At 37.8% G+C, this 22,226-nt stretch carries 24 protein-coding genes and 2 pseudogenes; 4 read left to right on the top strand and 22 right to left on the bottom strand.

The features are described 5' to 3' along the window. On the bottom strand, positions 1-2,979 hold a 2,979-nt coding region (locus I595_RS16780; RefSeq protein WP_316934172.1), incomplete at its 3' end, for an SdrD B-like domain-containing protein. A gap of 351 nt (positions 2,980-3,330) precedes the next feature. On the opposite strand from I595_RS16780, the pseudogene I595_RS17475 reads away from it, so the two are divergent. Both I595_RS17475 and I595_RS17255 read left to right on the top strand, forming a co-directional pair. Continuing rightward, positions 3,331-4,453, top strand: a pseudogene (locus I595_RS17475) (IS3 family transposase). A gap of 72 nt (positions 4,454-4,525) precedes the next feature. Beyond that, a pseudogene (locus I595_RS17255) lies at positions 4,526-4,801 on the top strand (transposase); the annotation flags it as partial. Positions 4,802-4,830: 29 nt separating this feature from the next. On the opposite strand, the gene I595_RS16795 reads toward I595_RS17255, so the two are convergent. The 17 genes from I595_RS16795 to I595_RS16875 form a co-directional block, all read right to left on the bottom strand. Continuing rightward, positions 4,831-5,133 (bottom strand): HigA family addiction module antitoxin, encoded by a 303-nt coding sequence (locus I595_RS16795; RefSeq protein WP_054560615.1) that lies wholly within the window; start codon positions 5,131-5,133, stop codon positions 4,831-4,833. A 10-nt stretch (positions 5,134-5,143) separates the two neighbouring features. Further along, positions 5,144-5,425 (bottom strand): type II toxin-antitoxin system RelE/ParE family toxin, encoded by a 282-nt coding sequence (locus tag I595_RS16800; RefSeq protein WP_054560616.1) that lies wholly within the window; start codon positions 5,423-5,425, stop codon positions 5,144-5,146. 240 nt (positions 5,426-5,665) lie between these two features. Then, complete coding sequence (locus I595_RS16805; RefSeq protein ID WP_054560617.1) at positions 5,666-6,367, bottom strand: hypothetical protein; 702 nt, start codon at positions 6,365-6,367, stop codon at positions 5,666-5,668. 11 nt (positions 6,368-6,378) lie between these two features. Then, positions 6,379-7,077 carry an IS3 family transposase gene (locus I595_RS16810; RefSeq protein ID WP_172675974.1) on the bottom strand — a complete coding sequence of 233 codons (699 nt, stop codon included), beginning with the start codon at positions 7,075-7,077 and terminating at the stop codon, positions 6,379-6,381. A 165-nt stretch (positions 7,078-7,242) separates the two neighbouring features. Further along, positions 7,243-7,635: a helix-turn-helix domain-containing protein gene (locus I595_RS16815; protein WP_054560618.1), complete on the bottom strand. Its 393-nt coding sequence runs from the start codon at positions 7,633-7,635 to the stop codon at positions 7,243-7,245. Between the two features lie 28 nt (positions 7,636-7,663). Continuing rightward, positions 7,664-8,179, bottom strand: a complete 516-nt coding sequence (locus tag I595_RS16820) for a DDE-type integrase/transposase/recombinase (protein ID WP_083467656.1) — start codon at positions 8,177-8,179, stop codon at positions 7,664-7,666. A 20-nt stretch (positions 8,180-8,199) separates the two neighbouring features. Beyond that, positions 8,200-8,658: a helix-turn-helix domain-containing protein gene (locus I595_RS16825; RefSeq protein WP_054560619.1), complete on the bottom strand. Its 459-nt coding sequence runs from the start codon at positions 8,656-8,658 to the stop codon at positions 8,200-8,202. Positions 8,659-8,819: 161 nt separating this feature from the next. Next, on the bottom strand, positions 8,820-9,815 hold the full coding sequence (locus I595_RS16830) for an IS30 family transposase (RefSeq protein ID WP_054557715.1): 996 nt from the start codon (positions 9,813-9,815) through the stop codon (positions 8,820-8,822). A 271-nt stretch (positions 9,816-10,086) separates the two neighbouring features. Beyond that, a complete protein-coding gene (locus tag I595_RS16835; RefSeq protein WP_054560620.1) occupies positions 10,087-10,842 on the bottom strand; it encodes a hypothetical protein in 756 nt (251 codons plus the stop codon). Next, positions 10,839-11,471 carry a hypothetical protein gene (locus tag I595_RS16840; RefSeq protein ID WP_157449797.1) on the bottom strand — a complete coding sequence of 211 codons (633 nt, stop codon included), beginning with the start codon at positions 11,469-11,471 and terminating at the stop codon, positions 10,839-10,841. Before I595_RS16840 ends, I595_RS16835 begins: the two co-directional genes overlap by 4 nt. A 628-nt stretch (positions 11,472-12,099) precedes the next feature. Beyond that, the gene (locus I595_RS16845) at positions 12,100-12,861 is read right to left on the bottom strand and encodes a pirin family protein (protein ID WP_054560622.1); all 762 of its coding nucleotides are present in this window, start codon (positions 12,859-12,861) and stop codon (positions 12,100-12,102) included. Positions 12,862-12,916: 55 nt separating this feature from the next. Next, positions 12,917-13,513, bottom strand: a complete 597-nt coding sequence (locus I595_RS16850) for an isochorismatase family protein (protein ID WP_054560623.1) — start codon at positions 13,511-13,513, stop codon at positions 12,917-12,919. 101 nt (positions 13,514-13,614) lie between these two features. Beyond that, positions 13,615-14,193: a Crp/Fnr family transcriptional regulator gene (locus I595_RS16855; RefSeq protein ID WP_054560624.1), complete on the bottom strand. Its 579-nt coding sequence runs from the start codon at positions 14,191-14,193 to the stop codon at positions 13,615-13,617. A gap of 152 nt (positions 14,194-14,345) precedes the next feature. After that, positions 14,346-15,047, bottom strand: coding sequence for a HEPN domain-containing protein (locus tag I595_RS16860; protein WP_054560625.1), 702 nt, complete (start codon positions 15,045-15,047; stop codon positions 14,346-14,348). 155 nt (positions 15,048-15,202) lie between these two features. Continuing rightward, on the bottom strand, positions 15,203-15,724 hold the full coding sequence (locus tag I595_RS16865) for a hypothetical protein (protein WP_054560256.1): 522 nt from the start codon (positions 15,722-15,724) through the stop codon (positions 15,203-15,205). Between the two features lie 153 nt (positions 15,725-15,877). Next, the gene (locus I595_RS16870; protein ID WP_054560626.1) at positions 15,878-16,162 is read right to left on the bottom strand and encodes an addiction module antidote protein; all 285 of its coding nucleotides are present in this window, start codon (positions 16,160-16,162) and stop codon (positions 15,878-15,880) included. Between the two features lies 1 nt (position 16,163). Then, positions 16,164-16,466 (bottom strand): type II toxin-antitoxin system RelE/ParE family toxin, encoded by a 303-nt coding sequence (locus I595_RS16875; RefSeq protein WP_054560627.1) that lies wholly within the window; start codon positions 16,464-16,466, stop codon positions 16,164-16,166. Positions 16,467-16,999: 533 nt separating this feature from the next. Between I595_RS16875 and I595_RS16880 the strand changes: the two genes are divergently transcribed. Both I595_RS16880 and I595_RS16885 read left to right on the top strand, forming a co-directional pair. Further along, positions 17,000-17,506, top strand: coding sequence for an RNA polymerase sigma factor (locus tag I595_RS16880; RefSeq protein ID WP_054560628.1), 507 nt, complete (start codon positions 17,000-17,002; stop codon positions 17,504-17,506). Further along, positions 17,503-18,090, top strand: coding sequence for a hypothetical protein (locus tag I595_RS16885; RefSeq protein ID WP_054560629.1), 588 nt, complete (start codon positions 17,503-17,505; stop codon positions 18,088-18,090). The genes I595_RS16880 and I595_RS16885 overlap by 4 nt, the downstream gene beginning before the upstream one ends. A 227-nt stretch (positions 18,091-18,317) precedes the next feature. Here the strand turns inward: I595_RS16885 and I595_RS16890 are convergent, their stop codons facing one another. From I595_RS16890 to I595_RS16905, 4 genes are all read right to left on the bottom strand, one after another. After that, positions 18,318-18,866, bottom strand: coding sequence for a hypothetical protein (locus I595_RS16890; RefSeq protein ID WP_054560265.1), 549 nt, complete (start codon positions 18,864-18,866; stop codon positions 18,318-18,320). A 99-nt stretch (positions 18,867-18,965) separates the two neighbouring features. Next, positions 18,966-19,961, bottom strand: coding sequence for an IS30 family transposase (locus I595_RS16895; protein ID WP_054560285.1), 996 nt, complete (start codon positions 19,959-19,961; stop codon positions 18,966-18,968). Between the two features lie 194 nt (positions 19,962-20,155). Then, positions 20,156-21,127: an AlbA family DNA-binding domain-containing protein gene (locus I595_RS16900; RefSeq protein WP_054560630.1), complete on the bottom strand. Its 972-nt coding sequence runs from the start codon at positions 21,125-21,127 to the stop codon at positions 20,156-20,158. Positions 21,128-21,237: 110 nt separating this feature from the next. Continuing rightward, positions 21,238-22,226: IS30 family transposase (locus tag I595_RS16905; protein ID WP_157449798.1), on the bottom strand; the 989-nt coding region annotated here is incomplete at its 5' end.

The following is a 22,226-nucleotide window of genomic DNA, read 5'->3' on the forward strand; positions in this document are numbered from 1 at the left end:
AGTGAATATACCCGCATCAATGGAAAGTACGTCTTCTTGAAAGACGTCAAAATTATTTGTTCTTCCATTTTGGTTGATGTCAGAATCAATAAGGTCGTCCCCGTTATTTTGAGTAGTAATTTCAAATCCCGAGGGAAGGTTTGAAAACACTACATAATAGCTACCAGAATTTTGGCATGCCTCAAAGTTGTACCAGCCGGGTGCATTGGTGATGGGATTGTTCGTGGTAACCGTCGTGGCAATTTCAGTGCCATTTTCGGAAAATAAGGTGGCGATTACCCCATTGATTCCCGTTGCTCCATCATCCTGTATACCATTTTGATTTTCGTCTACCCAAACAAAATCCCCAATGTTGACTTTGCTTTCTACATGAACCATAGCACCATTGACATCCAAGGAGGCGCATAGTTCACCGCCACCTTGTACCAATAGGGCATTTACGTCAAAACCTGTGGTTTGTCCAACGGTAACCACACTTGAGGGGTCAAAATCCGTTGGATATACAAAAGTATGAACCGTATACTTCCCAGCTTCATTCACTGTAAATTCCGGTACAGTGTTGAAATCTTGAATCAATAGATTATCTCCCGAAGTTAGGACGTATGCTTGGGAGTATCCATTGGGCACATGCTGATTACCATCTACTGTGGCCGCTATAAGCGCACCATTATCCTCCAGACAAACTGGATTTACATCAGCAGTAATGGTTCCCGCCTCTGGTTTGGAAATAGTGACCTGTACTTCATCAATGGCCTCACAATTTTTACAATCCTTTACTTTTATTTGGTAGGTTCCGGACGCATCCACGGTTATTGTTTGTTGCTGTGCATCACCTACAATATGGCCGTCATTGGTGGTCCATTCGTATGCTACGTTGGCTGCTGTGGTAATGGGGTTACATTCCCCAAGTTTTATGTTGACATCACCTCTTTGGTAGTAGCCATCCCCGCCGGTAAGAGAAAACCATCCTGAGGCACCGAAACCGGTTCTGGTAACGTCTCCTCCTATACCAAGCTGAAAAGCTTCGCCCATCCTGCTTACCGTAAAGGTTCCGTGATTTTCGGAAACCACCGTACCGGCCGTATGGGTCCAGTATATATAATCAGACGTATCATCGGTATCACATCCAAGTTTTGGACTGTCCTGTGGAGCTGTGGTTGTCCTTCCCGTGAATACAAGGTTTACATCCAGTGTGTCAAATCCATTGGATACCAACCCCGTATAGATGGCAGTACCATCTGCTAAGATTTTAAAATTTGAACGTAGGGTAGTAGCAAAACCATTCTGTTGCGGATTGGCTACCCAAATTTCTTCAAAACTGTCACCGCCATAGCATTTTGCCTCTGTGATTATAGGATATTCGCAACCGCCAATACAATCTTCTGCATTGGTGATGGATGCAGTTAGTTCCGTACTGGTTTCATTACAGATTTCCACATCTTCTCCCGCATCAACATGGATACCATCCGTAAAGCTTACGGTTACTTGGTCAATGGCCTCACAATCTTGGCAGTCTTGCACCCTTACTTGATATGTACCTGATTGGTCTACCGTAATTCCTTGTTGATTTGCACTGCCCACGATGTGGCCGTTTGTGGTAGTCCATACATAAGAAGGTGCATTATTGGCGTCAGAAGATACACATTCATCCAACTTAATATTTACATCTCCATTGGTGTAAAAGCCATCGCCTCCTGTGACATGAAACCATCCAGATGCGCCAAATCCCGTTCTGGTAACGTCACCACCAATGCCCATTTGAAAAGCTTCTCCCATTCTTGAAACTTGGAAGGTACCGTGGTGCTCAGAGACAATGGTACCGGTGGTAGTTGTCCAGTATACGTAATCTGAGGTGTCATTGGTGTCACAACCTAATTTAGGGCTACCCGCTGGTGGGGTAGTTGTTCTGCCACTAAATAATAAATGAACGTCAAGGGTGTCCGAACCATTGGAAACTCGACTGTTATAAACTGCGTTGCCATTGGGCAAAACCTCAAAACTGGAAGATAATGTAGTATTAAAAAAGTTTTGTCCCGGGTTGGACATCCAGATTTCACTTGGATTGCCACCGCCGCAACGGTCACTTTCAATAATTGGGTAGACACAGCCTCCTTCGCAATCCTGCGTATTTGCAACTGATGCCGCCAAGGTGACTGAATCTTGGTCACACACGGATATGTCATTGCCTGCATCTACGGTAATGTCGCAGGAGGGTACAATGTTAAATTCCAAATAAATATCGTCACATTCATGACCTACAGCGTTGTCATTTCTAAAAGCCGCCGCATAAACAGCATGGTGGCCAATACCGGCGTTCCAATTATTACCATTTTCGGCACCTCCAGGAAAAGTAAAGAGCACAACATTCTCAACAATTTGATGGCTGTTGACCGTAAGCTGAACACTACCGATATGCCCTTGTGTCTCTGCCACGATATAATAGTTGCTAGGTAACAGGTCAATATCAATATCCTGGCCATTGGTAATTGGTCCAAATGCCCTTTGGTCGGTATCTTGGTCGTAAATATAGATACCATCCAATGAACCACAATCTACATTGGGTACGTAGACATCAGGACTTTCATAAATTTCGGAACATCCCACGGTACGTGCGCACATTCTGTAGTATCCGGGCGTATCCGGGCAGAAATTGAGCGGGGCGTCTGTGGCCCAGTCCGTTTGGGGTATAAATTCTCCATTGCGGTACTCAAGCCACATATATTCTACGGCATCCCCGAAGCTGTCCGGAGCACCGCTGGCAGAAACGCAGGTTCCGTCCAGGCTTAATTGTGGTAGTTCCACATAACAACCATCCTCTTCCAAGGTGTTGTTTCCAAGGTCATTCAAAAGCAATGACCGTACATGTAATGAAGGGTCGTTAGATGTAAGCCCATCATTGGCAGAGGCCAACAAAACGCTACAGCACAACAGCATCAAAAGCGTACCTAATAGGGTACGGGTAAGGTAGTTTTTAACCATAATGATTTGTGTTTAGTTAAAGTTTACTTTTTAAAATTTTGATTTTAATCGTCTTCAAAAGCTGGTAAAATCTGGGCAATTGAATGTGGTAAAGAAATGTTAAGCTCTACGATTACATCCAATTTTAACCCGGAAATCGGTAAACCGTTCAAATAGTTCCATGTAGGAGTGGAAAGTATTGGAATTTGTAGGAAGATTCGGTTGCCGCTATAATTCTCCCAACCGATTAGTAGGTTTCTTTTCCCGACAAAAGGTAAGCCAATCAAAATGACCTCCTCCCATTAAACCGGACGGTTTTAAGTTAGAGAATTCCGGGCGAATAAATGTTTAACTTTAAACAAGTATTTGCTTATGAAACGATCAAAGTATTCGGAGTCTCAGATTGTATTTGCGATCAAACAAGTTGAAACGGGCACCCGTATCCAAGAGGTGTGCCGTAAGATGGGCATCAGTGAGGCCACGTTCTATAATTGGAAGAAGAAATACGGCGGGCTTGGGGTCTCGGAACTACGAAGGCTAAAGAACCTTGAGGAAGAGAATTCACAATTAAAAAAACTAGTGGCCGATTTGAGCCTTGACAAACAGATTTTGCAGGACGTGCTGAAAAAAAAGTTCTGAGACCGTCCCGAAAACGCGGGATGGTCGATAATATCAGGATGGAGTACAATATCTCCATCCAGCGTTGCTGCAAGCTTATATTGTTGCACAAGAGTGTTTTTTATTACAGGGCCAAGGGGCGAAGCGATGAACTGTTGCGCATGCGCATGAACGAGATTGCCGCTGTAAGGGTGCGTTACGGGTTCTGGCGCATCCATATCCTTTTGAGAAGGGAAGGCTTTATGGACAACCATAAGCGCATGTACAGGGTCTATTGCGAGAAGGGCTGAACCTGAGAAGTAAGCGCCCCAAACGGAACCGTTCCGCTTCCCATAGACAACCTATCGAGGGGAACGCCTCTAGTTTGAACGAGTGCTGGAGCATGGATTTCGTGTGCGACCAGCTCTATAACGGAAAACGCTTCAGGGCCTTAACTGTAGTGGATAACTTTAGTCGCAAGTGTCTTGCCATCCATGCAGGGAAGTCGCTTAAGGGGAGTGACGTAGTTCAGGTCATGGAAACCATTACCCTTGGGAACCAAGTAGTGCCAAAACGTATCAAAGTGGATAACGGGAGCGAGTTCATAAGTAAAATATTGGACAAGTGGGCTTACGAGAACGAGGTGGAGCTGGACTTCTCAAGACCAGGAAAACCAACGGACAATCCATTTATCGAGAGCTTCAACGGTTCGTTCAGGGACGAATGTTTGAACGCCAATTGGTTCTTTTCCTTGGAAGATGCACAGGAAAAGTTCGATATTTGGAGGGAGGACTATAATGGCTTTAGACCGCACAGCTCGTTGGGGGACATGTCCCCCAACGAGTTCATCGGAATTAATGAAAACAGCCCGGATTCTCTAGTTATGACCGGTACCTAAATATGGGAGGAGGTCAATAATAATTATTTATCGAATTTAGAGGTGTCCTAATAAGGGGAAGCCTACAGAACCACTCCAACGATAAGACGTTCAGGAAGCAGTGTTCGGGGTAAGAGTAGAATCAGCAAAGTAGGCAATAGAAAGCTACGGAATCTATTGTTTTTATGTGCCTTTTCGGCCTGTAAGCATAACAAGGGGTGCAGAGAAATTTATGAAAGGATAACAGCAAAGTGGAAGAGTAAGAAACTAGCTTTGATTGCTGTATCGAACAAGCTTTTAAAACAAGCATTTGCAATAGCAAAATCAGGACTACCGTATGATGAAAATTATGTATCTAGATTAACTTAAAAAGACTTGGTTTTTAACTCAGTTCTTTGTTAGGCAACGTTTTTATTTCCGTATTGTTTTATTTCGTCCAATTCCGCCTGTTTTTCATCACGTTCTTCTTCGATATCGTAATCATCTTGAAGTCCGAGCCAGAATTTGGCCGAATTTCCGAAATACTTGCTTAACCTTAATGCTGTGTCCGCAGTTATTCTGCGTCTCCCTTTTATTATTTCCGAAATTCTTGTTTGCGGTATTTTCAAGTCCTTTGAAAGTCGGTAAGCCGAGATTTCAAGTGGTTCAAGAAATTCCAAGTTCAAGACTTCGCCAGGATGTACATTTGCCAACTTTTCCATTTTTTCCTTTTTAATGATAGTCGATTATTTCCACTTCGCTTGCGTTTCCGTTGTTCCATTTGAAAATGATTCGCCATTGTTTGTTAATTCGAATACTGTAAAAATCCTTTAGATTTCCAGTCAGTGTTTCAAGTCGGTTTGAAGGCGGAACTCTCAAGTCCATAATATCTTGCGAGTTGTTTAACATTCTCAATTTCCGACGTCCAACGTTCTGAATTTCAATCGGCATTTTTTTAACTCGAATTCCGTTCCAAATCATTTCGGTTTCTTTCGAGCCAAATGAAATAATCATACCTTTGCTTTACGTTACTAACGTCAAAAGTAAGTAAAAAGTTTGTTTTGTGCAAATGTTGCCTAACGGTTCGGCTAAGCGTAGTGCGGGGGCAAGGAAACTTTTCGTTTCCGTCTGCGCACGAAGCTAAAGCTTATTGTTTAGTTTTATTTTTTTTTGTCCAAAGCTAAATCCATAAGATTTAGCGACATTATAAATATACACAGACCTTTCGGTTTCGCCCTAAAGTCCGCATTACGTTTAGCCATTGTTAGGCACAGTCTTTTTCGATTTCTTGCTCAATTCCCGAGTATAACGTTTTTCCAACCGCCCAACTTTTCTATCTCTTTTTAGCATGTCGTTTTGGGTCAAATATTGAATAGCTAAAAATATTTGAATATTTCTATCTTTTAAATTCCATTCTTCGGAATGGTCAACTAAGCTTATAGAAATATCATTGATGTTATTGAAGCCCCCGACTATTTCTAGTTTTTCTGCATAGTTTCCTAAGAATCTATTTGATTTACCTAAAGCCTTTACGAAGCTAAGTATAACTGGATTTTGGCTGAAGCAAATCATTTTATGTTCATATTTTGGTTTACTAACTAAAAATGTTGAATTGCAAATCGCCCAGATTTTGTTGAACGTAGAATCCGAGATTTTGGAGTATAATTTTTTCTGTTTTTTCCAACTGATTTTTTTCCGGAGATATTTATATTCCCAGTCATTAAGTTTGGGTAAAGAACTAGTTATGCAACTCCCAAATTTTGTCCTGTCCGTATTTCCACAAAACTCAGATTGGAAAAAGTCCGTAATCAGATTCAAGTCCATAATCTCCGATTCCGAAAAGTATGTTTTCAAGTCCATTTGAGAGCTTTGTCCAAGACAAGTCCCAAATGTCAAAAGCATGAAGTAGAGTAGAGGGAATTTCATTGGTGTCTTGTCCTGAAATAGGTTGACCATTTTTTTTGGTTTTAAATGGTTAAAAATTCCAGTTGTTTTTTGTTTTTTCGGTACGATTTGTAGTCGCAATTTTTATTCAAGTGTGCTTGTATCGGGGTTTTGAGATTTAGGCTCCAATGGGTTCTTAAATTGTTGTAAATGAAGATAGCTTTTTTTGTCATTTTTTGTGCAAGTATGGTGTTTTTGATTGTTTGTTTTAGTCCATATTCATATTTAAGTGTTTTGTTGACACGTTCAGCGACTGCATTTTCATAAGGGTCGTATTGCTCTGTCATGCTAAGGGTCATTCCATTATCCTCAGCGAATTTGGTGTACATTGGGTTACAGTATTGTATACCTCTGTCTGAATGATGTATGAGCTTTTGGTTGGGATACTTTCTGTTTTTCAGGGCCATTTTAAGCGCATCTAAGCAGAGTTCCGTTCTCATGTTGTCGTCGAGTTTATATCCCAATATTCTCTTAGAATAGGCATCTGTTATAATTGCTAAATAGTTGTGTCCGTTTTGTGTTTTGATGTATGTTATATCGCTTACCCAAAGTTGTTCGGGTCTTGTCGGGACTTTATCCTTTACAAGGTTTTTGTATTTGTGAAACTGATGTTTTGAGTTTGTTGTGATATGGTACTGCTTTGTCTTTCCAACGAGCATTCTATGGGCTCTGAGAACGCTAAAGAACCTATCCCTACCTATTTTTGATGTTGTGTTTTTCAAGGTCATTTTTCAAATGGTCATATAGTTTTCTGCCGCCAGTTCGCTGTCCGACCAGGTTACGACGCTTTTTGACCAATTCAATGATTGTCCTTTCGTTTTGGTGTTGTATTTCTTGAGATTTGATTCGCTTGTAAAAAGCTTGTTTGCTTATCCCAAAACATAGTGCTAGCCATTTTCTTTTAAACCGTCTTGCTTCTTTTTTTGAATCTCGTCTGCTAATGTTTTGGGCAATGACTTTTTTGACATATCGACTCCTGTGATGAGTTCCATATCGGCGATGATGTCTTGTTGAAATTCCTTTACGAACTCCAGTTCTTCAATCTTCTCTTTTAGCTTTTTGATTTGCTTGTCCTTGTTGATGCCGGTATTGATTTGTTCCAAGGTACCGTATTTTTTCATCCAATACTGAATGGAGCTTCTAGATATTCCATATTTCTTTGAGGCGTGGTTAATGGATATCTGTCCATTATAAATTTGGTCAATGACGAAAAGTCTGAGTTCGAAGCCTACTTTTTGATAGGATTTTTTTCGGCAGGATTGTTTTTTTGATTCTTCCATAGATTACTAAAATTGATTAAAATTTTAGTCAACCTATTTCAGGACGATGCGTGCTTTCAGCAAAGTCGGTATATTTGGGATTGCAGTATTGAAAGCCCCTGTCGGAATGATGGATAAGCTTTTCATTAGGGTATTTCCTGTTTTTAACGGCCATTGCGAGCGCATCGCTACAAAGCGATGTTCTCATATGGTTATCGAGTTTATATCCCATGACCTGCTTGGAATAGGCGTCCGTTACCAAGGCCAGATAGTTATGTCCGTTTTCAGTTTTAATATAGGTAATGTCGCTTACCCAAAGCTGTTCCGGTCGAGTAGGGACCTGGTCTTTTACAATGTTCTTGTATTTTCTGAAAAGGTGATTGGAATTAGTTGTGGTAACGTAGTTTTTCCTTTTTTTGATCAGCAGACCGTTCGACCTTAAAAAGTCATAGAATTTATCCCTGCCGATGTTTATGTCTTGATTTGTCATCTCTGTTTTGAGATTGTGGTAAAGTTTGATTCCACCAGTTTCAGAGCCTACTTTTTTGCGATAATCCTTTACCATGACTGTAAGTTTTTGGTGGTTTATTTCTTTGGTTTCTTGGACTTTACATCTTTTATGGAAGGCTTGTTTACTGATCCCAAAACACTCATAGAACCATTTTCTTTTAAACGGTCTTTCTTTTTTAGTTCTATCTCTTTTGCCAATGTTTTGGGCAACGACTTTTTTGCCATATCGACGCCTGTAATAAGTTCCATATCCGCAATGATATCTTGCTGGAAGTCTTTCACGAACTCCAGCTCCTCGATACGTTCCTTTAGCTTTTTGATTTCTTCGTTTTTGCCCATACCTGTGTTTTGTTGCGCCAAGGTACCGTATTTTCTTAGCCAATAGGTAATGGTGGTCCTTGGAACGTCATACTTTTTAGATGCAAAGTTAGTGGATAGTTGTCCGTTCAGGATTTGGTCGACGACCAAAAGTTTGGTCTCCAAGGTTACTTTCCGGTAGCTTTTTTTTCGCCAGGGTTCTTTTTGTGTTTTCATAAGCGACTATAATTGAAAGTTTAATTTTTAGTCAACCTATTTCAGGAAAGTGGTGCATTCAAGGCCTTAACGCAACAAACGTTGCTAATTGATTATGGTTCAATTTAATTTTTTCTTTCCAAAGAGCCTAGTTTTTTTGAAGGCTTTTCGGAAAGAAAAAATTATGTGGTGTTTTGGGCAATGACCTCCAATGGTGTTCTGTACCCCAACACCTTTCTTGGCCTGTTGTTCAGTTTTTGTTCAATGGTTTTGAGCTGTTTTTCGTTCATGTTCCCAAAGTCGGTCTTCTTGGGCAGGAAACGTCTGATGAGCCCATTGGTGTTTTCGTTGGTGCCACGTTCCCAAGACGCGTAGGGATTGGCAAAATAGATGTCCATTTTGGTTGATTCCGACAGCCATTTGTGGTCGGCCATTTCGGTACCGTTGTCGTAGGTCATTGTCTTTTTCAGTTGACTGTCAAAACGGTTCAGTTCTTTGGCAAAGGCTCTGGTCACGGATTTGGTCTTTCTGTTTTCAAGGCCGATGATAAGGGTATATCTGGACTTTCGCTCCACGATGGTTCCAATGGCGGATTTTTGGCCCTTGCCTATGACCAGGTCACCTTCCCAATGTCCGATTTCCTGTCTGTTTTCAATATGTTCGGGTCTTTGTGATATATTTATTTGGTCTTTGATCTTGGAACCTTTCTTACGCCTGGGTCTGGGTTTTCTACGCCTGGATTTTTGGTAGGGCAGCAGCTTTATGAGCTTTTTGTTAAGGCTGGCCTGTGGATGGGAATAGATGTGGGAGTAAATGGCCTCGTGGGATATGGTCATCACTGGGTCGTTGGGATAATCGATTTTGATTCTGCCTGAAATTTGCTCTGGTGACCAGTTTTTCAAAAGTGATTTATAGACATAGAACCGCAGTAGGGAATGTGTCCCTATTTTATCTAAATTACGCTTGTTCAGGTAGTCGTCCTTGGCCAGCCAATGGGCAAGAGAAGCATCATATTTATCGTTAGGGTCGGACACCCATTTGTTGACCTCCCTGGTGATGGTGGAACGTGAACGACCGAGCTTTTTTGCTATAAAGGATTTGGTCTTTTTCTCTTCCAAAAGTGTCTGGATAATGACACGCTCCTCAAGTGACAACCGTTTGTGCTTTTTTGTCTTCATACAACAAATCTAAAAATTGGATTTGTTGCGTTAAGTTATTGAACTCGCATATTGTTTTTTCATATTAAGTACAACGGTCTTGTGTATGGCTCGTAGCGTGCAAATTAGCGATTATTTTTCGGTTAAGCACGAGCCGAATTTTTTAATTTTCTTATTATCTTTTTTCTTGGAAATCGTCAAATTTAAAAATTTGGCGACTTTCCAAAAATGCCTTAAATTCGGTTTAAGCAACTGAATAGCAATGAGCTATACACGTTGTTACCACACGTTTTTATATTAAATTTTCTTTTTTTAATGTAAAACGTGAATTATTATGTTCATAGGAAAGCGTTTTTTCTGATAATTCCAAAATATAAAACTTTTCCAATCTTGAATTGAATCGAATTTCAATTATATCACTATTGTCAACAGACCAGCTACCATTAGTTATGTCTTTATTTTTATCATTAAAAACAAAAGTGTTGTCGTCCCAAAATTCAATTGTGCCAACATTATCTTTCCAAATTCCAATTAATTTTTCACGTACAAAATCTGATTGAATGAAACTATTGTTTTCACTGGCTTTTGTTTTTAGTAACTCAACCTTATTTTCAAATTCGTCTTTCGTAAAGAGTCCACTTTCAAATAGACTTTTTAAATTGAGATATTCTTTTGATTTGTAGATTTTGTCTATTTTAATCTGCTTTTCTATAATGTCTATTTTCTCTTGATATTCAGATTCATTTAGCAATCCTTTTTCCTTAAGAATTTCAACACTCTGTTTTTGTTCCGTTGTTGATAATCCTTGTTTTTTTGTTTTAGGTGTACTTTCTTTTGATGATGAATTTAAATTGACATTTAATGAAGGTTTAACAGAAGAATTGTAGAAAAATAAAATAATTGCTAAAATCCATTGTGCTGGTGGGAATACAATACAAAAGAGTAAGATTATCTTTTGAGGTTTAGTAAAATTGTCTGAATTCCAAATGTAAATTGATGTGCCAGTAACTGCTCCAACTAATAAACCAACTCCAATTTGTGTATTCATATTTCTAAACGATTTTTAATTTTTTCAAATAGTCCATAATAAGAATCCTTTTGTCCCTTTTGTTTTGAAACTACCTCTTTAATTAATCTATTGTTTAAATAATATACCATTCCATTTTCCCAAGAATTCCAAACTTCATTGGGTATTCTTCCCATAGTTTTCCATAAATATTCTTCTGCACAAAAATTTAAATAGTCAATAATTAACTTTTCATATTCTGATGATATTTGATAGTCTTTGTCTTTTTCCGATTTCTCAACAATTTCTTGCAAGACGTTATTAAATGTTTTGTCATATTTATCGTTGAATTCCGTAAATAGTTCTTTAAAGAGTTTATCATTTTCAGTTTTAGATTGTCTAATTCCGAGTGATAATGAAATTCCAGTTGCGATAACAGCACCTAGCACTTCAACTTTTTCTTTAGTTAAATAGAATAATCCGATTCCAATTACCATTGAAACTAGATTTATTAATATTATGTCGGCGTATTTTTTCAAATGTGTGGTAACGCCAGAGCTAAAGGTAGTGCGGTGTGGGGCAAGCGGTTCCCATGGCGCAAGGTCCCGTAGCAAAAGCCTTGTTTTTTGTCTTATTTTTTTCTCAGGACAAAAGCACAACGCTTTTGCCACCAACTAAAAATACGCAAACCTTTGGAAAGAGCACCGTTGCCCGCATTACATTTAGGTTTTGTTAGCGGTGGTAAGCACGCCCTGCCCATTGCCCAACGGACGTGCCACAGATTTGTCTCCCGTGGTTTTTGCCGCATTTTCCACACGGCGACAGGCCATGGCGGACGGACCCCACGATCAACGCCCTTAAAACTGCCAAGATAGGGAGTGACGGCCCACAGGTCGACCTGCGAACGGATTCCGCACCGATTCCGTACGGGCGGCAAAAGGGAAGGCCCCGAAAGCTGCCCTACCGTCCAAGCCCGAACCAAGCGAACCTGACCGGCCCAACAAACAAGAACCGTGGATTTTTTGCTTTTCTGATAAACGTGCCCCTTGCGCACCGCTTGTCCAACTAACACGTAAAAAGCAAAAAAGGGAAGGCCGCGAAGAAGCTCTGTTTTATTTGGTGCTTATCACCGTTAACGGTTTTGTATATGGCTCGTAGCGTGCAAATTAGCGATTATTTTTCGGTTAAGCACGAGCCGAATTTTTTAATTTTCTTATTATCTTTTTTTTTCAATAAGCCAAATTAAAAAATTTGGCGGACTTGCTAATATACCTTAACTTCGATTAACCAACTAACTAGCTATGAGCTATATACGTTGTTGTACGCAGGCTTTTTATTTCCGCTAAACATTCCGTCTTTGTAAATTTCTGCATCTTCATCAGTAACAAACAAAACTAATTCCGTAGTTTCAATTGCTTTTATTTCTAAACTTTCATTTTTTGCAATCAAGCTGTCTTTTTTGCTTAACGAAATATTGTTATTGACTTCAGCAGTCCCTTGAAAAACGTATAATAGTTTTGTCAAATCGCTTTTTTCAAGTTTTGGCATTGAAATTTTATTTTTTTTTGAGAGTTTTACGTCGTAAATCCACGTTTGGCTACTGAATTGAAATGGCGATTTTTCACCTGGCGAAGCCAATAAACGCCATTCGTCAGTGCTATGAACTTCATCCAAATCGATAAAACTAACGATTGCCTTTAAATCTTTTCTGCGCGGACGAATAAATATTTGTAAGCCTTCCAACGATTCGCCTTCATCAATCATTCGTTCTTCGTGTTCAAAATATTTTCCTGCTTTCATTAGCATCATTCTGTTTTTATCCATTAACTCAACATTTCCTTCTGAGTCTCTATGTTCAACTTTCCCTAACCTGAAATAAGAAAGAATTTCATCGTTGATATGCGGATGCATTGCAATGGTGTGATTGCCTGAAATATTGGCATAATCTATTCTTCCTATGCTTCCGATGCCTGTATCGGCATCTGAATAGCTTAGACCTGGATGTAAAATTTGAATAGGCCTTCTATTTAGGTCACTTTGCTTATTTATCTTTTGTAACATATGGTATAATTTAGTTGTAAGAAAAAAAGAGTTCTCCACTTAGAAATTTAGAGTTTTATTTTAGTAGTTGAGAGAATATTTCTTCAAATAGAATTGGCATAACTTTTTGCCCTTCTGGCGTTTCCCAACTAAAAATAAGTTCTGAAACTAGTTGATTCATTGATGTTGTTCTAACTCCATTGCTTTCCCAAGTTTTTCTTGCAACGTCATCGGCAATTTCTGTTGGCGAACCGCCTGCATCAATAACAACTTGAACATCGTAACCATCTTCTTGCATAGAAATTGATGGCCAAACAATACAAACATCGTTTGTTAATCCTGCCATAATTATATTTTTCTTACCGTTTGAGGCTTTTAAAACAGCTTGTTTGTATTGCTTGTCGTCCCAAGCATTAGTTACTCCGGTACGTTTTATTCTGCTCTCGTATTCTTCGGGTAAAATTTCTTTTAAATCGTTGATTAAAGGCCCTTGGGCTTTATCCTCTTGACTTGTTGTAAGTACAACTGGAATTTGTAATGCTTTCGCTATTTTTGCCAAGGCTCTTGCTCTACTTATTATCAAATCGTGTGAGCGGTTTGCGGCAAAATTCAATGTTCCTTGTTGGTGGTCGATTAATAACATTACGCTGTCTTCAATTTTAAATTTTTTCATCGTATCAGATTTAGATTAAACATTTTTTTGTTTTGTTTTACAAAGGTATGTTGCGCTTAAACTTGAAAACGATGATGTAAATCAACAAAAGAAAAGCACAATTATTTTACCAATTGATGTCTGACTCTGCTAAGGGTTTCTTTTGTAATTCCTAAATATGAAGCGATAATGTGTTGCGGAAATCTTTGAATAAAATCGGGATTGGTTTTTAACAATTTGGTGTAGTTTTCTTTTGCAGAATGATTTACAGAGTCAATTAGTCTATTTTGAGAAGCTATGTGATTGTTTTGATTCATTTTCCAAAACATTTCTTTAACCGCTGGAATGGTTTGAAACTTCTCTAAATTTTTATATTTCAGCAAAAGTACTTCTGTTTGCTCCCAAGCATCAATGTAATATTTTGAGGGTATCTGATTAAATAAACTTTCTCTATCGGTTATCCACCAATTTTCGATTGCTAATTGAACAATGTTTTCTTTTCCACTATCATCAACTATATATTGTCTAATTGCACCTTTGTTTATAAAAGACGCAAATCGACAAATTTCGCCTTCCTGTAGCAAAAATTGTTTTTTCTTTAATTTTTTTGGATACCAAATTTCCTCAATTAGAGTTTTCTGCTCGTTTGATAGTTTTTGATTACTGTACTTTAGTATATAGTTAAAAAGTTCTTGGTGCATATTTCAAAGACGTGATTTTAGCTTGCGTACAACGGTTTTGTGTATGATTTCGTTGCGTGTTCAAGCGCTAAATTTAGCAAATAAATCACAGATAGAAAGTCCGCGAGGACTTTCGTAAGTAGGCTATAACTAGCAATGAATTATACACGGTGTTAGGCATTGTTTTTTTCTAATCGGTTGATAATTTCTCCAGTTATTCCAATTAAGCTGTTAAATAATTTTTTATCGAAAATATCCCATTTTTCAATCTCAAATTTTCCTTTTGGTTCATCAGAATCTTTAAATATCTTTTTAAAATCCCTAACAATTTTTGAATTCGTTTTTCCGCCAGAGTGAGCAATCATATTTCGACAAAGATTTAGTGAGTTAAAAAGTTGTTCCTTTTCTTTATTTTCAAAAACTTCAATTCCAAAAGAACCTTTTAATGTTCTTTCCCAAGTTTTTAAATCATAAGAATTTTCAATTGCAATATGGTCAACAATAAAGTCATTCACGCTTTTTTTAGTTTTCCAATCTAATATATCGGAAACTTGAATTTTTCTATCAGTTGGAAGACTATCAGGATATTTGATATATAGTTCTTTCAAATATTCATACATAAAAGCTTCAAATGAAGCAAATAGTCTAATAAATCCTAATTCATAAATATTATCAATTTTTTCTTTATCAAATTTTAATTGAGGGTTATCATCCATTATTTTTTCGAACTCCTTAGCTTTTGACTTTAATTGTGGGAATTCAGGTAGTTTTTCAAAGACTTTAACTATAGTTATTAGACCACCAATCAAGTCTTGGATTTTTTGAGTCTCCTGTTTGTAATCTTCAATTGATTTATATTTCTTTCTTCTACCCATTTTTTTAATAATGCCTAACGGTTTTGTGTATGGTTAGTTGCGTGTTTATGCAACTAATTTAGTAAACAAAAACGAACGCGAGAAAATTCCGAAGGAATTTTCCAAATAAGCACTTGCCAAAGCAATTAATTATACACGGTGTTAGCCATAGTTTTTTAAAATTCAGTTCTAGAATTTCCACCTTTCATAAAATCAAACTTCTCATAATATTCTTCACTATTTAAAATTCTTTTTAAGTCATTTTTAGAATTTCTGTTTCTTATTAGAATTTCAAAATCATATTTTTTTCCAGATTTTTCTGTTAATTTCAAATAGTTTTTGTTTCCAAATACAGAGTGAGTTGTCCAACTTCCGTAATCCATATATTTAAGATATACATTTTCGAGTTCATTCAGCGGAATACTGTTATTCAAACCATTTATGTCAAATTCAATTTTTTCTGTTGAAATTTTAATATTTCCGATTTTTTTCGGTTTGATAAAAGATTGACCAAACAGAAAATAAATTCCTGATGTGTAAATTGCAAGTGCTAAATATTTAAAATAAACGTTTAGATTTTCTTTGTCATAAAGAAAGATATAGAATGTCGAAATCAAATATAGAATTCCGAATACAATCATAAAGATTTTATTGAATTCTTTAGTTTTTACTATTTCAGTTTTATATTCTGTCGTCATTTCTTAAATTATGGCTAACGGTTAGGCTATGAACAGTTGCGTGGGTTAGCTCTGACTTTTGCAAATACACGACAAGCTGAAAATTGCGAAGGAATTTTCAGTATAAGCCTGTAATAGCAATTGTTTATAGCCATTGTTGTGGTGTCGTTTTTTCTACGCTGATATTGGTCTTACGTTTATCTGTCCGCCAATTGCTTTCAGCACTTTCATTATGGTTCCAAACTGTGGTTTTGCACCATCCGATAATGCTTTGTAGAGGCTTGGTCTGCTCATTCCAGTTTGTTCCGCTATTTTGGTCATTCCGATTGCCTTTGCAATGTGACCGATTGCCACAATCAAATCAGAACTGTCTCCGTCTTCAAGAACCGTATTCAAGTATTCGGCAATCATTTCTTCGCTGTCCAAATAATCCGCTATGTCAAATTTTGTTGTCGCCATTTTATTCGTCTTTTATTCTATTCCAGATTTCTTTCGCTTTTTTGATGTCCTTTTGTTGGGTCGATTTATCTCCACCAATCAAAAGAACAACAATTTGGTTTCCTTTTTCTTTGAAATATACTCTGTAACCTTTGGCATAATTAATTCGCATTTCGCTTATTCCATCTCCAACAGGTTTACAGTCTCCAAAATGTCCATCCGATTCGAGTTTCTGAATTCGGAAGAGGATTTTTGCTTTCGCTCTTAAATCTTTCAGCTTACTAATCCACTTGTCAAATTCGGATGTCTTTTCGGTTCTTATCATTTAAAGTGTATCCATTTAGATACAAAAATAATCAATTTTTTGGATTATAAAAAGGAAATTTGCGTTTGTAAAAAGGTGGTCTTAAATGCACCACAACGGTTGGGCTATGGGCAGTACGGGGGATTTTCAAGCAAACACCTTTCCGCCTAGCAAATAGCAAAGCCCTGTTTTCGTTTTTAAATTTAACCATAAAAACTAAGAACAGGGCTTTGCGGGGCTCGATTTACACAACTACCTTCCAGCAAGCACTAAAGCCCCGTATTGCCTATAGCCATTGTTATCTTCTGTAGCGACACGCAAGAGTAAGCACGTTTCGATTCCGTTCCCGTTTTATTCCGTCCGAGTAAAGTCCCGCGTAACAGTTGCGTTTGAGTGAAGTCCATCTACACGGACTAGCTCAAAAATCCATCTACGAAAACTAGCTAATTCAGTTCGGGTAAAAGTTCTTTGACTGCTTAATTGAAATTTTTTAGCAATAAAGTGTCATATTTAAAGTATTTGGGTAACTAAAATAGTAGAGAGAAGTTTTGACAATGAAAAAAGAACTGGAAACCATATTTCTAAAAGCTCTAGAACAAAATCAGGAAAAGTTATTCAGAATCTGCTCGATTTATTCTAAAGACGATGAAGACGCCAAAGACCTTTTTCAAGAGGTTTTGGTTCATATTTGGAGGTCGATGAGCACATTTAAAGCCAATTCAAATATTGGGACTTGGATGTTCAGAATTGCCTTAAATGTTTGCCTTCGTTTTAAATCTAAACATACCAAAAATCAAAATCGTTTCATAAGATTAGATAGTGTCAAACTTACCAATATAGGTTCAGTCGAAAAAAGCGAAGTGGAAAATGAAAAACTTAATAGTTTAAGAAAATGTTTGAAAGAATTGAACGAAGCGGATAAAGCGATTGTTGCGCTTTACTTGGAGGGTATGGCTTACAAGGAAATTTCAATTATTCTCGGATTATCTGAAAACCACGTAGCTGTAAAAATCAAGCGAATCAAGTCGAAATTGTTGAATTGTATAAATAAAATATTATGATAGAAGATGAACTAGTTAAAATTTGGCAATCGTCTAGTAATCAGGAACGTGTAAAGTTTGAAAAATCTAAATTGATGATAGAATTACAATCAAGTTTAGGTCGTTTACACCGTTGGTGGAAGTATATGGAGCTTTTCGAGGTGGCATTGGCAATATTTGGGGTTTTAGTTGGTGTTTTTGTAATATTCAAGGTTCCTTTTGTTCTTTTAAAAATAGCTATAGCATTAATAGTAATTTTAGCTATTTATTTGATAATTAAGTATAAAGGCGTTCGTAGATTTAAGCCAAGTGATTTGGAAGAAAATTATCTTGATTATCTGAAAAAGAACAGGCAATATCTTGAAGTTCAAAAGAAGTTTCTTAAAACCTATTTATATTGGGGAATTTTACCGGTTTATCCCATAATGATATTGGCTAATATTGCTGTTTGGGAAAAGGTGCCAATACATTTTATTGTCTTTAACAATGTAGCTGCAATCCTAGTAGGGATTTATGGATATTTTTTAAATAAAAAAAGAGTGAAAAATGAAATTGACCCGCGAATAGTTCGGGTTGACGAATTGATTCGAAAGCTACAGGAATAGCTATTTGAATAATTTTTTTTCGAGCTATAGAAGATAACGACTCGGCTAAGCGTAGTGCGGAGGCAAGGAAACCTTTCGTTTCCGTCTACGCACGAAGCTAAAGCTTATTGTTTTGCTTTTTCTTTTTTGTTTCAAAGCTAAATCCATAAGATTTAGCGACTTCATAAATATACACAGACCTTTCGATTTTGCCCAAAAGTCCGCATTACGTTTAGGCTTTGTTGGCATTAGTATTTTTTTCGCGCATTGCTCCGTATTTTGTCCATTAACTCTTTAGTTAGCAAATCTTTATGCTTTTTGGAGTCCGCTACAAATTGAAATTTATGTCTTTTGTCTTGATAATCAAATGAGATGAAATTATTTCCTCCATAACTTCTATTGGCATCGCCATCTGAATGAAAATTTATTCCTCGACCCTTAAAGTCGTAGACATTAAATTCAATATTTGTCATATCAGCAACTTGAAACTTTTTTGAGTGATTTATTGTGATTTCATTTTCATCAAATGTTATAAATCCACGTATTATTCTATTTTCGCCGTTGTATGCAAATAGACCATATAACCAACCAATTCCTACAGAGATAAAAAGTCCAATCATCACATAATTGAACAATTCGGTATCCCCAATGTTTATGTCATAGCTTTCAAATATTTTAATGACAATTAGAAGAATTCCAATTCCAGCGATACCAGTCCAATAAAATTTTTGAGAAAGTCCTACGTCATATTTTGACTTTTTTTGGTCGAGGACTAATTCGTATGATGGTGCATTCAAGGCCTTAACGCAACAAACGTTGCTAATTGATTATGGTTCAATTTAATTTTTTCTTTCCAAAGAGCCTAGTTTTTTTGAAGGCTTTTCGGAAAGAAAAAATTATGTGGTGTTTTGGGCAATGACCTCCAATGGTGTTCTGTACCCCAACACCTTTCTTGGCCTGTTGTTCAGTTTTTGTTCAATGGTTTTGAGCTGTTTTTCGTTCATGTTCCCAAAGTCGGTCTTCTTGGGCAGGAAACGTCTGATGAGCCCATTGGTGTTTTCGTTGGTGCCACGTTCCCAAGACGCGTAGGGATTGGCAAAATAGATGTCCATTTTGGTTGATTCCGACAGCCATTTGTGGTCGGCCATTTCGGTACCGTTGTCGTAGGTCATTGTCTTTTTCAGTTGACTGTCAAAACGGTTCAGTTCTTTGGCAAAGGCTCTGGTCACGGATTTGGTCTTTCTGTTTTCAAGGCCGATGATAAGGGTATATCTGGACTTTCGCTCCACGATGGTTCCAATGGCGGATTTTTGGCCCTTGCCTATGACCAGGTCACCTTCCCAATGTCCGATTTCCTGTCTGTTTTCAATATGTTCGGGTCTTTGTGATATATTTATTTGGTCTTTGATCTTGGAACCTTTCTTACGCCTGGGTCTGGGTTTTCTACGCCTGGATTTTTGGTAGGGCAGCAGCTTTATGAGCTTTTTGTTAAGGCTGGCCTGTGGATGGGAATAGATGTGGGAGTAAATGGCCTCGTGGGATATGGTCATCACTGGGTCGTTGGGATAATCGATTTTGATTCTGCCTGAAATTTGCTCTGGTGACCAGTTTTTCAAAAGTGATTTATAGACATAGAACCGCAGTAGGGAATGTGTCCCTATTTTATCTAAATTACGCTTGTTCAGGTAGTCGTCCTTGGCCAGCCAATGGGCAAGAGAAGCATCATATTTATCGTTAGGGTCGGACACCCATTTGTTGACCTCCCTGGTGATGGTGGAACGTGAACGACTGAGCTTTTTTGCTATAAAGGATTTGGTCTTTTTCTCTTCCAAAAGTGTCTGGATAATGACACGCTCCTCAAGTGACAACCGTTTGTGCTTTTTTGTCTTCATACAACAAATCTAAAAATTGGATTTGTTGCGTTAAGTTATTGAACTCGCAGATAGTTTTTGCATATTAATGCCAACGGTCTAGTGTATGAGTAGTAGCGGGTTTCTACTCACAAACCTTTCGGTTTTGCACTGACCTTTGTTTAATGTTTATGCTTTTGTTTTATCACTTAAACCGCTATTACTTATACACCGTGTTACCTACCGTTTTTTTTATATTCTTCTGTTGTATCTTTTACCCAATTTGGATATCTCTCAATTATTGCTTTTAATCTACTTGAAAATTCTTTCGAATATTTATGCGTTGAACTTGTTCTGCTCGTTGAAATTTCTGTGTGATACCTAGGATTTCCTTTTACTTCTAATTTCCATAACACTGCTTGAAATTGGAAATTATTTATATTGAATTTGTCTTTTAAATCGCCAAATCTATAAGGATAAAGTACGTCAGATTTTGGTGCAGTTGAAGTATCTACAATTCCAGTTACTTCTCCAACTAGTTTTAAAGTCGGTGCTCCTTGGGTTTCGGAAAATTCTCCTTCTTTTATAAACTTTAATTTGTCTGCAATAGACTTATCCAACAGAATTTTTCCTTTTCCTGTATGTATTTCACCATTAAAGGTGTCGATTAAATGTATGTTTTGAGGTCCAACTTGTCCAATTTTTTCAACGTGGTTTAACCATAATCTTTTTTCCTTTTCTCGTTCATTTAAAAGTATTTGTGCAAGTTCTGGATAGCAAATTTCTTTAGTTTCTCCGCGATATCTATAATAAATTGCAGCTTCTCTTAAAATATTCTTGTAAGTTTTAGAACATACAATCGGTTTTTGTGGTGCTTCCTCAACCCAAAGCCTTCCAAATTTCAATCCGTGGATTTCGTGAGTTTCCATATTCCACATTACTTCGTGAGAGAAATATTGACTTACAAATTGATTTATTTTATTTGGGTCACACTCTTCAAATTTTTCATTTTGAAGTCCCTTTAACTCACGTGGCTTGTCCTTAATTCCAAAAATAATTTCACCACCCTTATTATTAGCCATTCCTACTATTGAACGCATATATTCAGCTAGGGAATCTCCAAAATGAAACGCTTGTTTGAATTCCAAATCAAAGCTTTCTCTCTGTTTTATAAATCCTCGACTGTTTAATTCAAATGTGCATTTCATGGTGCATTCAAGGCCTTAACGCAACAAACGTTGCTAATTGATTATGGTTCAATTTAATTTTTTCTTTCCAAAGAGCCTAGTTTTTTTGAAGGCTTTTCGGAAAGAAAAAATTATGTGGTGTTTTGGGCAATGACCTCCAATGGTGTTCTGTACCCCAACACCTTTCTTGGCCTGTTGTTCAGTTTTTGTTCAATGGTTTTGAGCTGTTTTTCGTTCATGTTCCCAAAGTCGGTCTTCTTGGGCAGGAAACGTCTGATGAGCCCATTGGTGTTTTCGTTGGTGCCACGTTCCCAAGACGCGTAGGGATTGGCAAAATAGATGTCCATTTTGGTTGATTCCGACAGCCATTTGTGGTCGGCCATTTCGGTACCGTTGTCGTAGGTCATTGTCTTTTTCAGTTGACTGTCAAAACGGTTCAGTTCTTTGGCAAAGGCTCTGGTCACGGATTTGGTCTTTCTGTTTTCAAGGCCGATGATAAGGGTATATCTGGACTTTCGCTCCACGATGGTTCCAATGGCGGATTTTTGGCCCTTGCCTATGACCAGGTCACCTTCCCAATGTCCGATTTCCTGTCTGTTTTCAATATGTTCGGGTCTTTGTGATATATTTATTTGGTCTTTGATCTTGGAACCTTTCTTACGCCTGGGTCTGGGTTTTCTACGCCTGGATTTTTGGTAGGGCAGCAGCTTTATGAGCTTTTTGTTAAGGCTGGCCTGTGGATGGGAATAGATGTGGGAGTAAATGGCCTCGTGGGATATGGTCATCACTGGGTCGTTGGGATAATCGATTTTGATTCTGCCTGAAATTTGCTCTGGTGACCAGTTTTTCAAAAGTGATTTATAGACATAGAACCGCAGTAGGGAATGTGTCCCTATTTTATCTAAATTACGCTTGTTCAGGTAGTCGTCCTTGGCCAGCCAATGGGCAAGAGAAGCATCATATTTATCGTTAGGGTCGGACACCCATTTGTTGACCTCCCTGGTGATGGTGGAACGTGAACGACCGAGCTTTTTTGCTATAAAGGATTTGGTCTTTTTCTCTTCCAAAAGTGTCTGGATAATGACACGCTCCTCAAGTGACAACCGTTTGTGCTTTTTTG

Origin of the sequence: Croceitalea dokdonensis DOKDO 023, assembly GCF_001306415.1 — a bacterium.
GTDB lineage: Bacteria > Bacteroidota > Bacteroidia > Flavobacteriales > Flavobacteriaceae > Croceitalea > Croceitalea dokdonensis.

What these genes read in the sequence shown, in the direction of transcription:
- I595_RS16795 (WP_054560615.1), bottom strand. Translation starts at nt 5,133, where the DNA reads ATGGAAAAGTTGGCAAATGTACATCCTGGCGAAGTCTTGAACTTGGAA.
- I595_RS16800 (WP_054560616.1), bottom strand. Translation starts at nt 5,425, where the DNA reads ATGATTATTTCATTTGGCTCGAAAGAAACCGAAATGATTTGGAACGGA.
- I595_RS16805 (WP_054560617.1), bottom strand. Translation starts at nt 6,367, where the DNA reads ATGGTCAACCTATTTCAGGACAAGACACCAATGAAATTCCCTCTACTC.
- I595_RS16815 (WP_054560618.1), bottom strand. Translation starts at nt 7,635, where the DNA reads ATGGAAGAATCAAAAAAACAATCCTGCCGAAAAAAATCCTATCAAAAA.
- I595_RS16820 (WP_083467656.1), bottom strand. Translation starts at nt 8,179, where the DNA reads ATGGTAAAGGATTATCGCAAAAAAGTAGGCTCTGAAACTGGTGGAATC.
- I595_RS16825 (WP_054560619.1), bottom strand. Translation starts at nt 8,658, where the DNA reads ATGAAAACACAAAAAGAACCCTGGCGAAAAAAAAGCTACCGGAAAGTA.
- I595_RS16830 (WP_054557715.1), bottom strand. Translation starts at nt 9,815, where the DNA reads ATGAAGACAAAAAAGCACAAACGGTTGTCACTTGAGGAGCGTGTCATT.
- I595_RS16835 (WP_054560620.1), bottom strand. Translation starts at nt 10,842, where the DNA reads ATGAATACACAAATTGGAGTTGGTTTATTAGTTGGAGCAGTTACTGGC.
- I595_RS16845 (WP_054560622.1), bottom strand. Translation starts at nt 12,861, where the DNA reads ATGTTACAAAAGATAAATAAGCAAAGTGACCTAAATAGAAGGCCTATT.
- I595_RS16850 (WP_054560623.1), bottom strand. Translation starts at nt 13,513, where the DNA reads ATGAAAAAATTTAAAATTGAAGACAGCGTAATGTTATTAATCGACCAC.
- I595_RS16855 (WP_054560624.1), bottom strand. Translation starts at nt 14,193, where the DNA reads ATGCACCAAGAACTTTTTAACTATATACTAAAGTACAGTAATCAAAAA.
- I595_RS16860 (WP_054560625.1), bottom strand. Translation starts at nt 15,047, where the DNA reads ATGGGTAGAAGAAAGAAATATAAATCAATTGAAGATTACAAACAGGAG.
- I595_RS16865 (WP_054560256.1), bottom strand. Translation starts at nt 15,724, where the DNA reads ATGACGACAGAATATAAAACTGAAATAGTAAAAACTAAAGAATTCAAT.
- I595_RS16870 (WP_054560626.1), bottom strand. Translation starts at nt 16,162, where the DNA reads ATGGCGACAACAAAATTTGACATAGCGGATTATTTGGACAGCGAAGAA.
- I595_RS16875 (WP_054560627.1), bottom strand. Translation starts at nt 16,466, where the DNA reads ATGATAAGAACCGAAAAGACATCCGAATTTGACAAGTGGATTAGTAAG.
- I595_RS16880 (WP_054560628.1), top strand. Translation starts at nt 17,000, where the DNA reads ATGAAAAAAGAACTGGAAACCATATTTCTAAAAGCTCTAGAACAAAAT.
- I595_RS16885 (WP_054560629.1), top strand. Translation starts at nt 17,503, where the DNA reads ATGATAGAAGATGAACTAGTTAAAATTTGGCAATCGTCTAGTAATCAG.
- I595_RS16895 (WP_054560285.1), bottom strand. Translation starts at nt 19,961, where the DNA reads ATGAAGACAAAAAAGCACAAACGGTTGTCACTTGAGGAGCGTGTCATT.
- I595_RS16900 (WP_054560630.1), bottom strand. Translation starts at nt 21,127, where the DNA reads ATGAAATGCACATTTGAATTAAACAGTCGAGGATTTATAAAACAGAGA.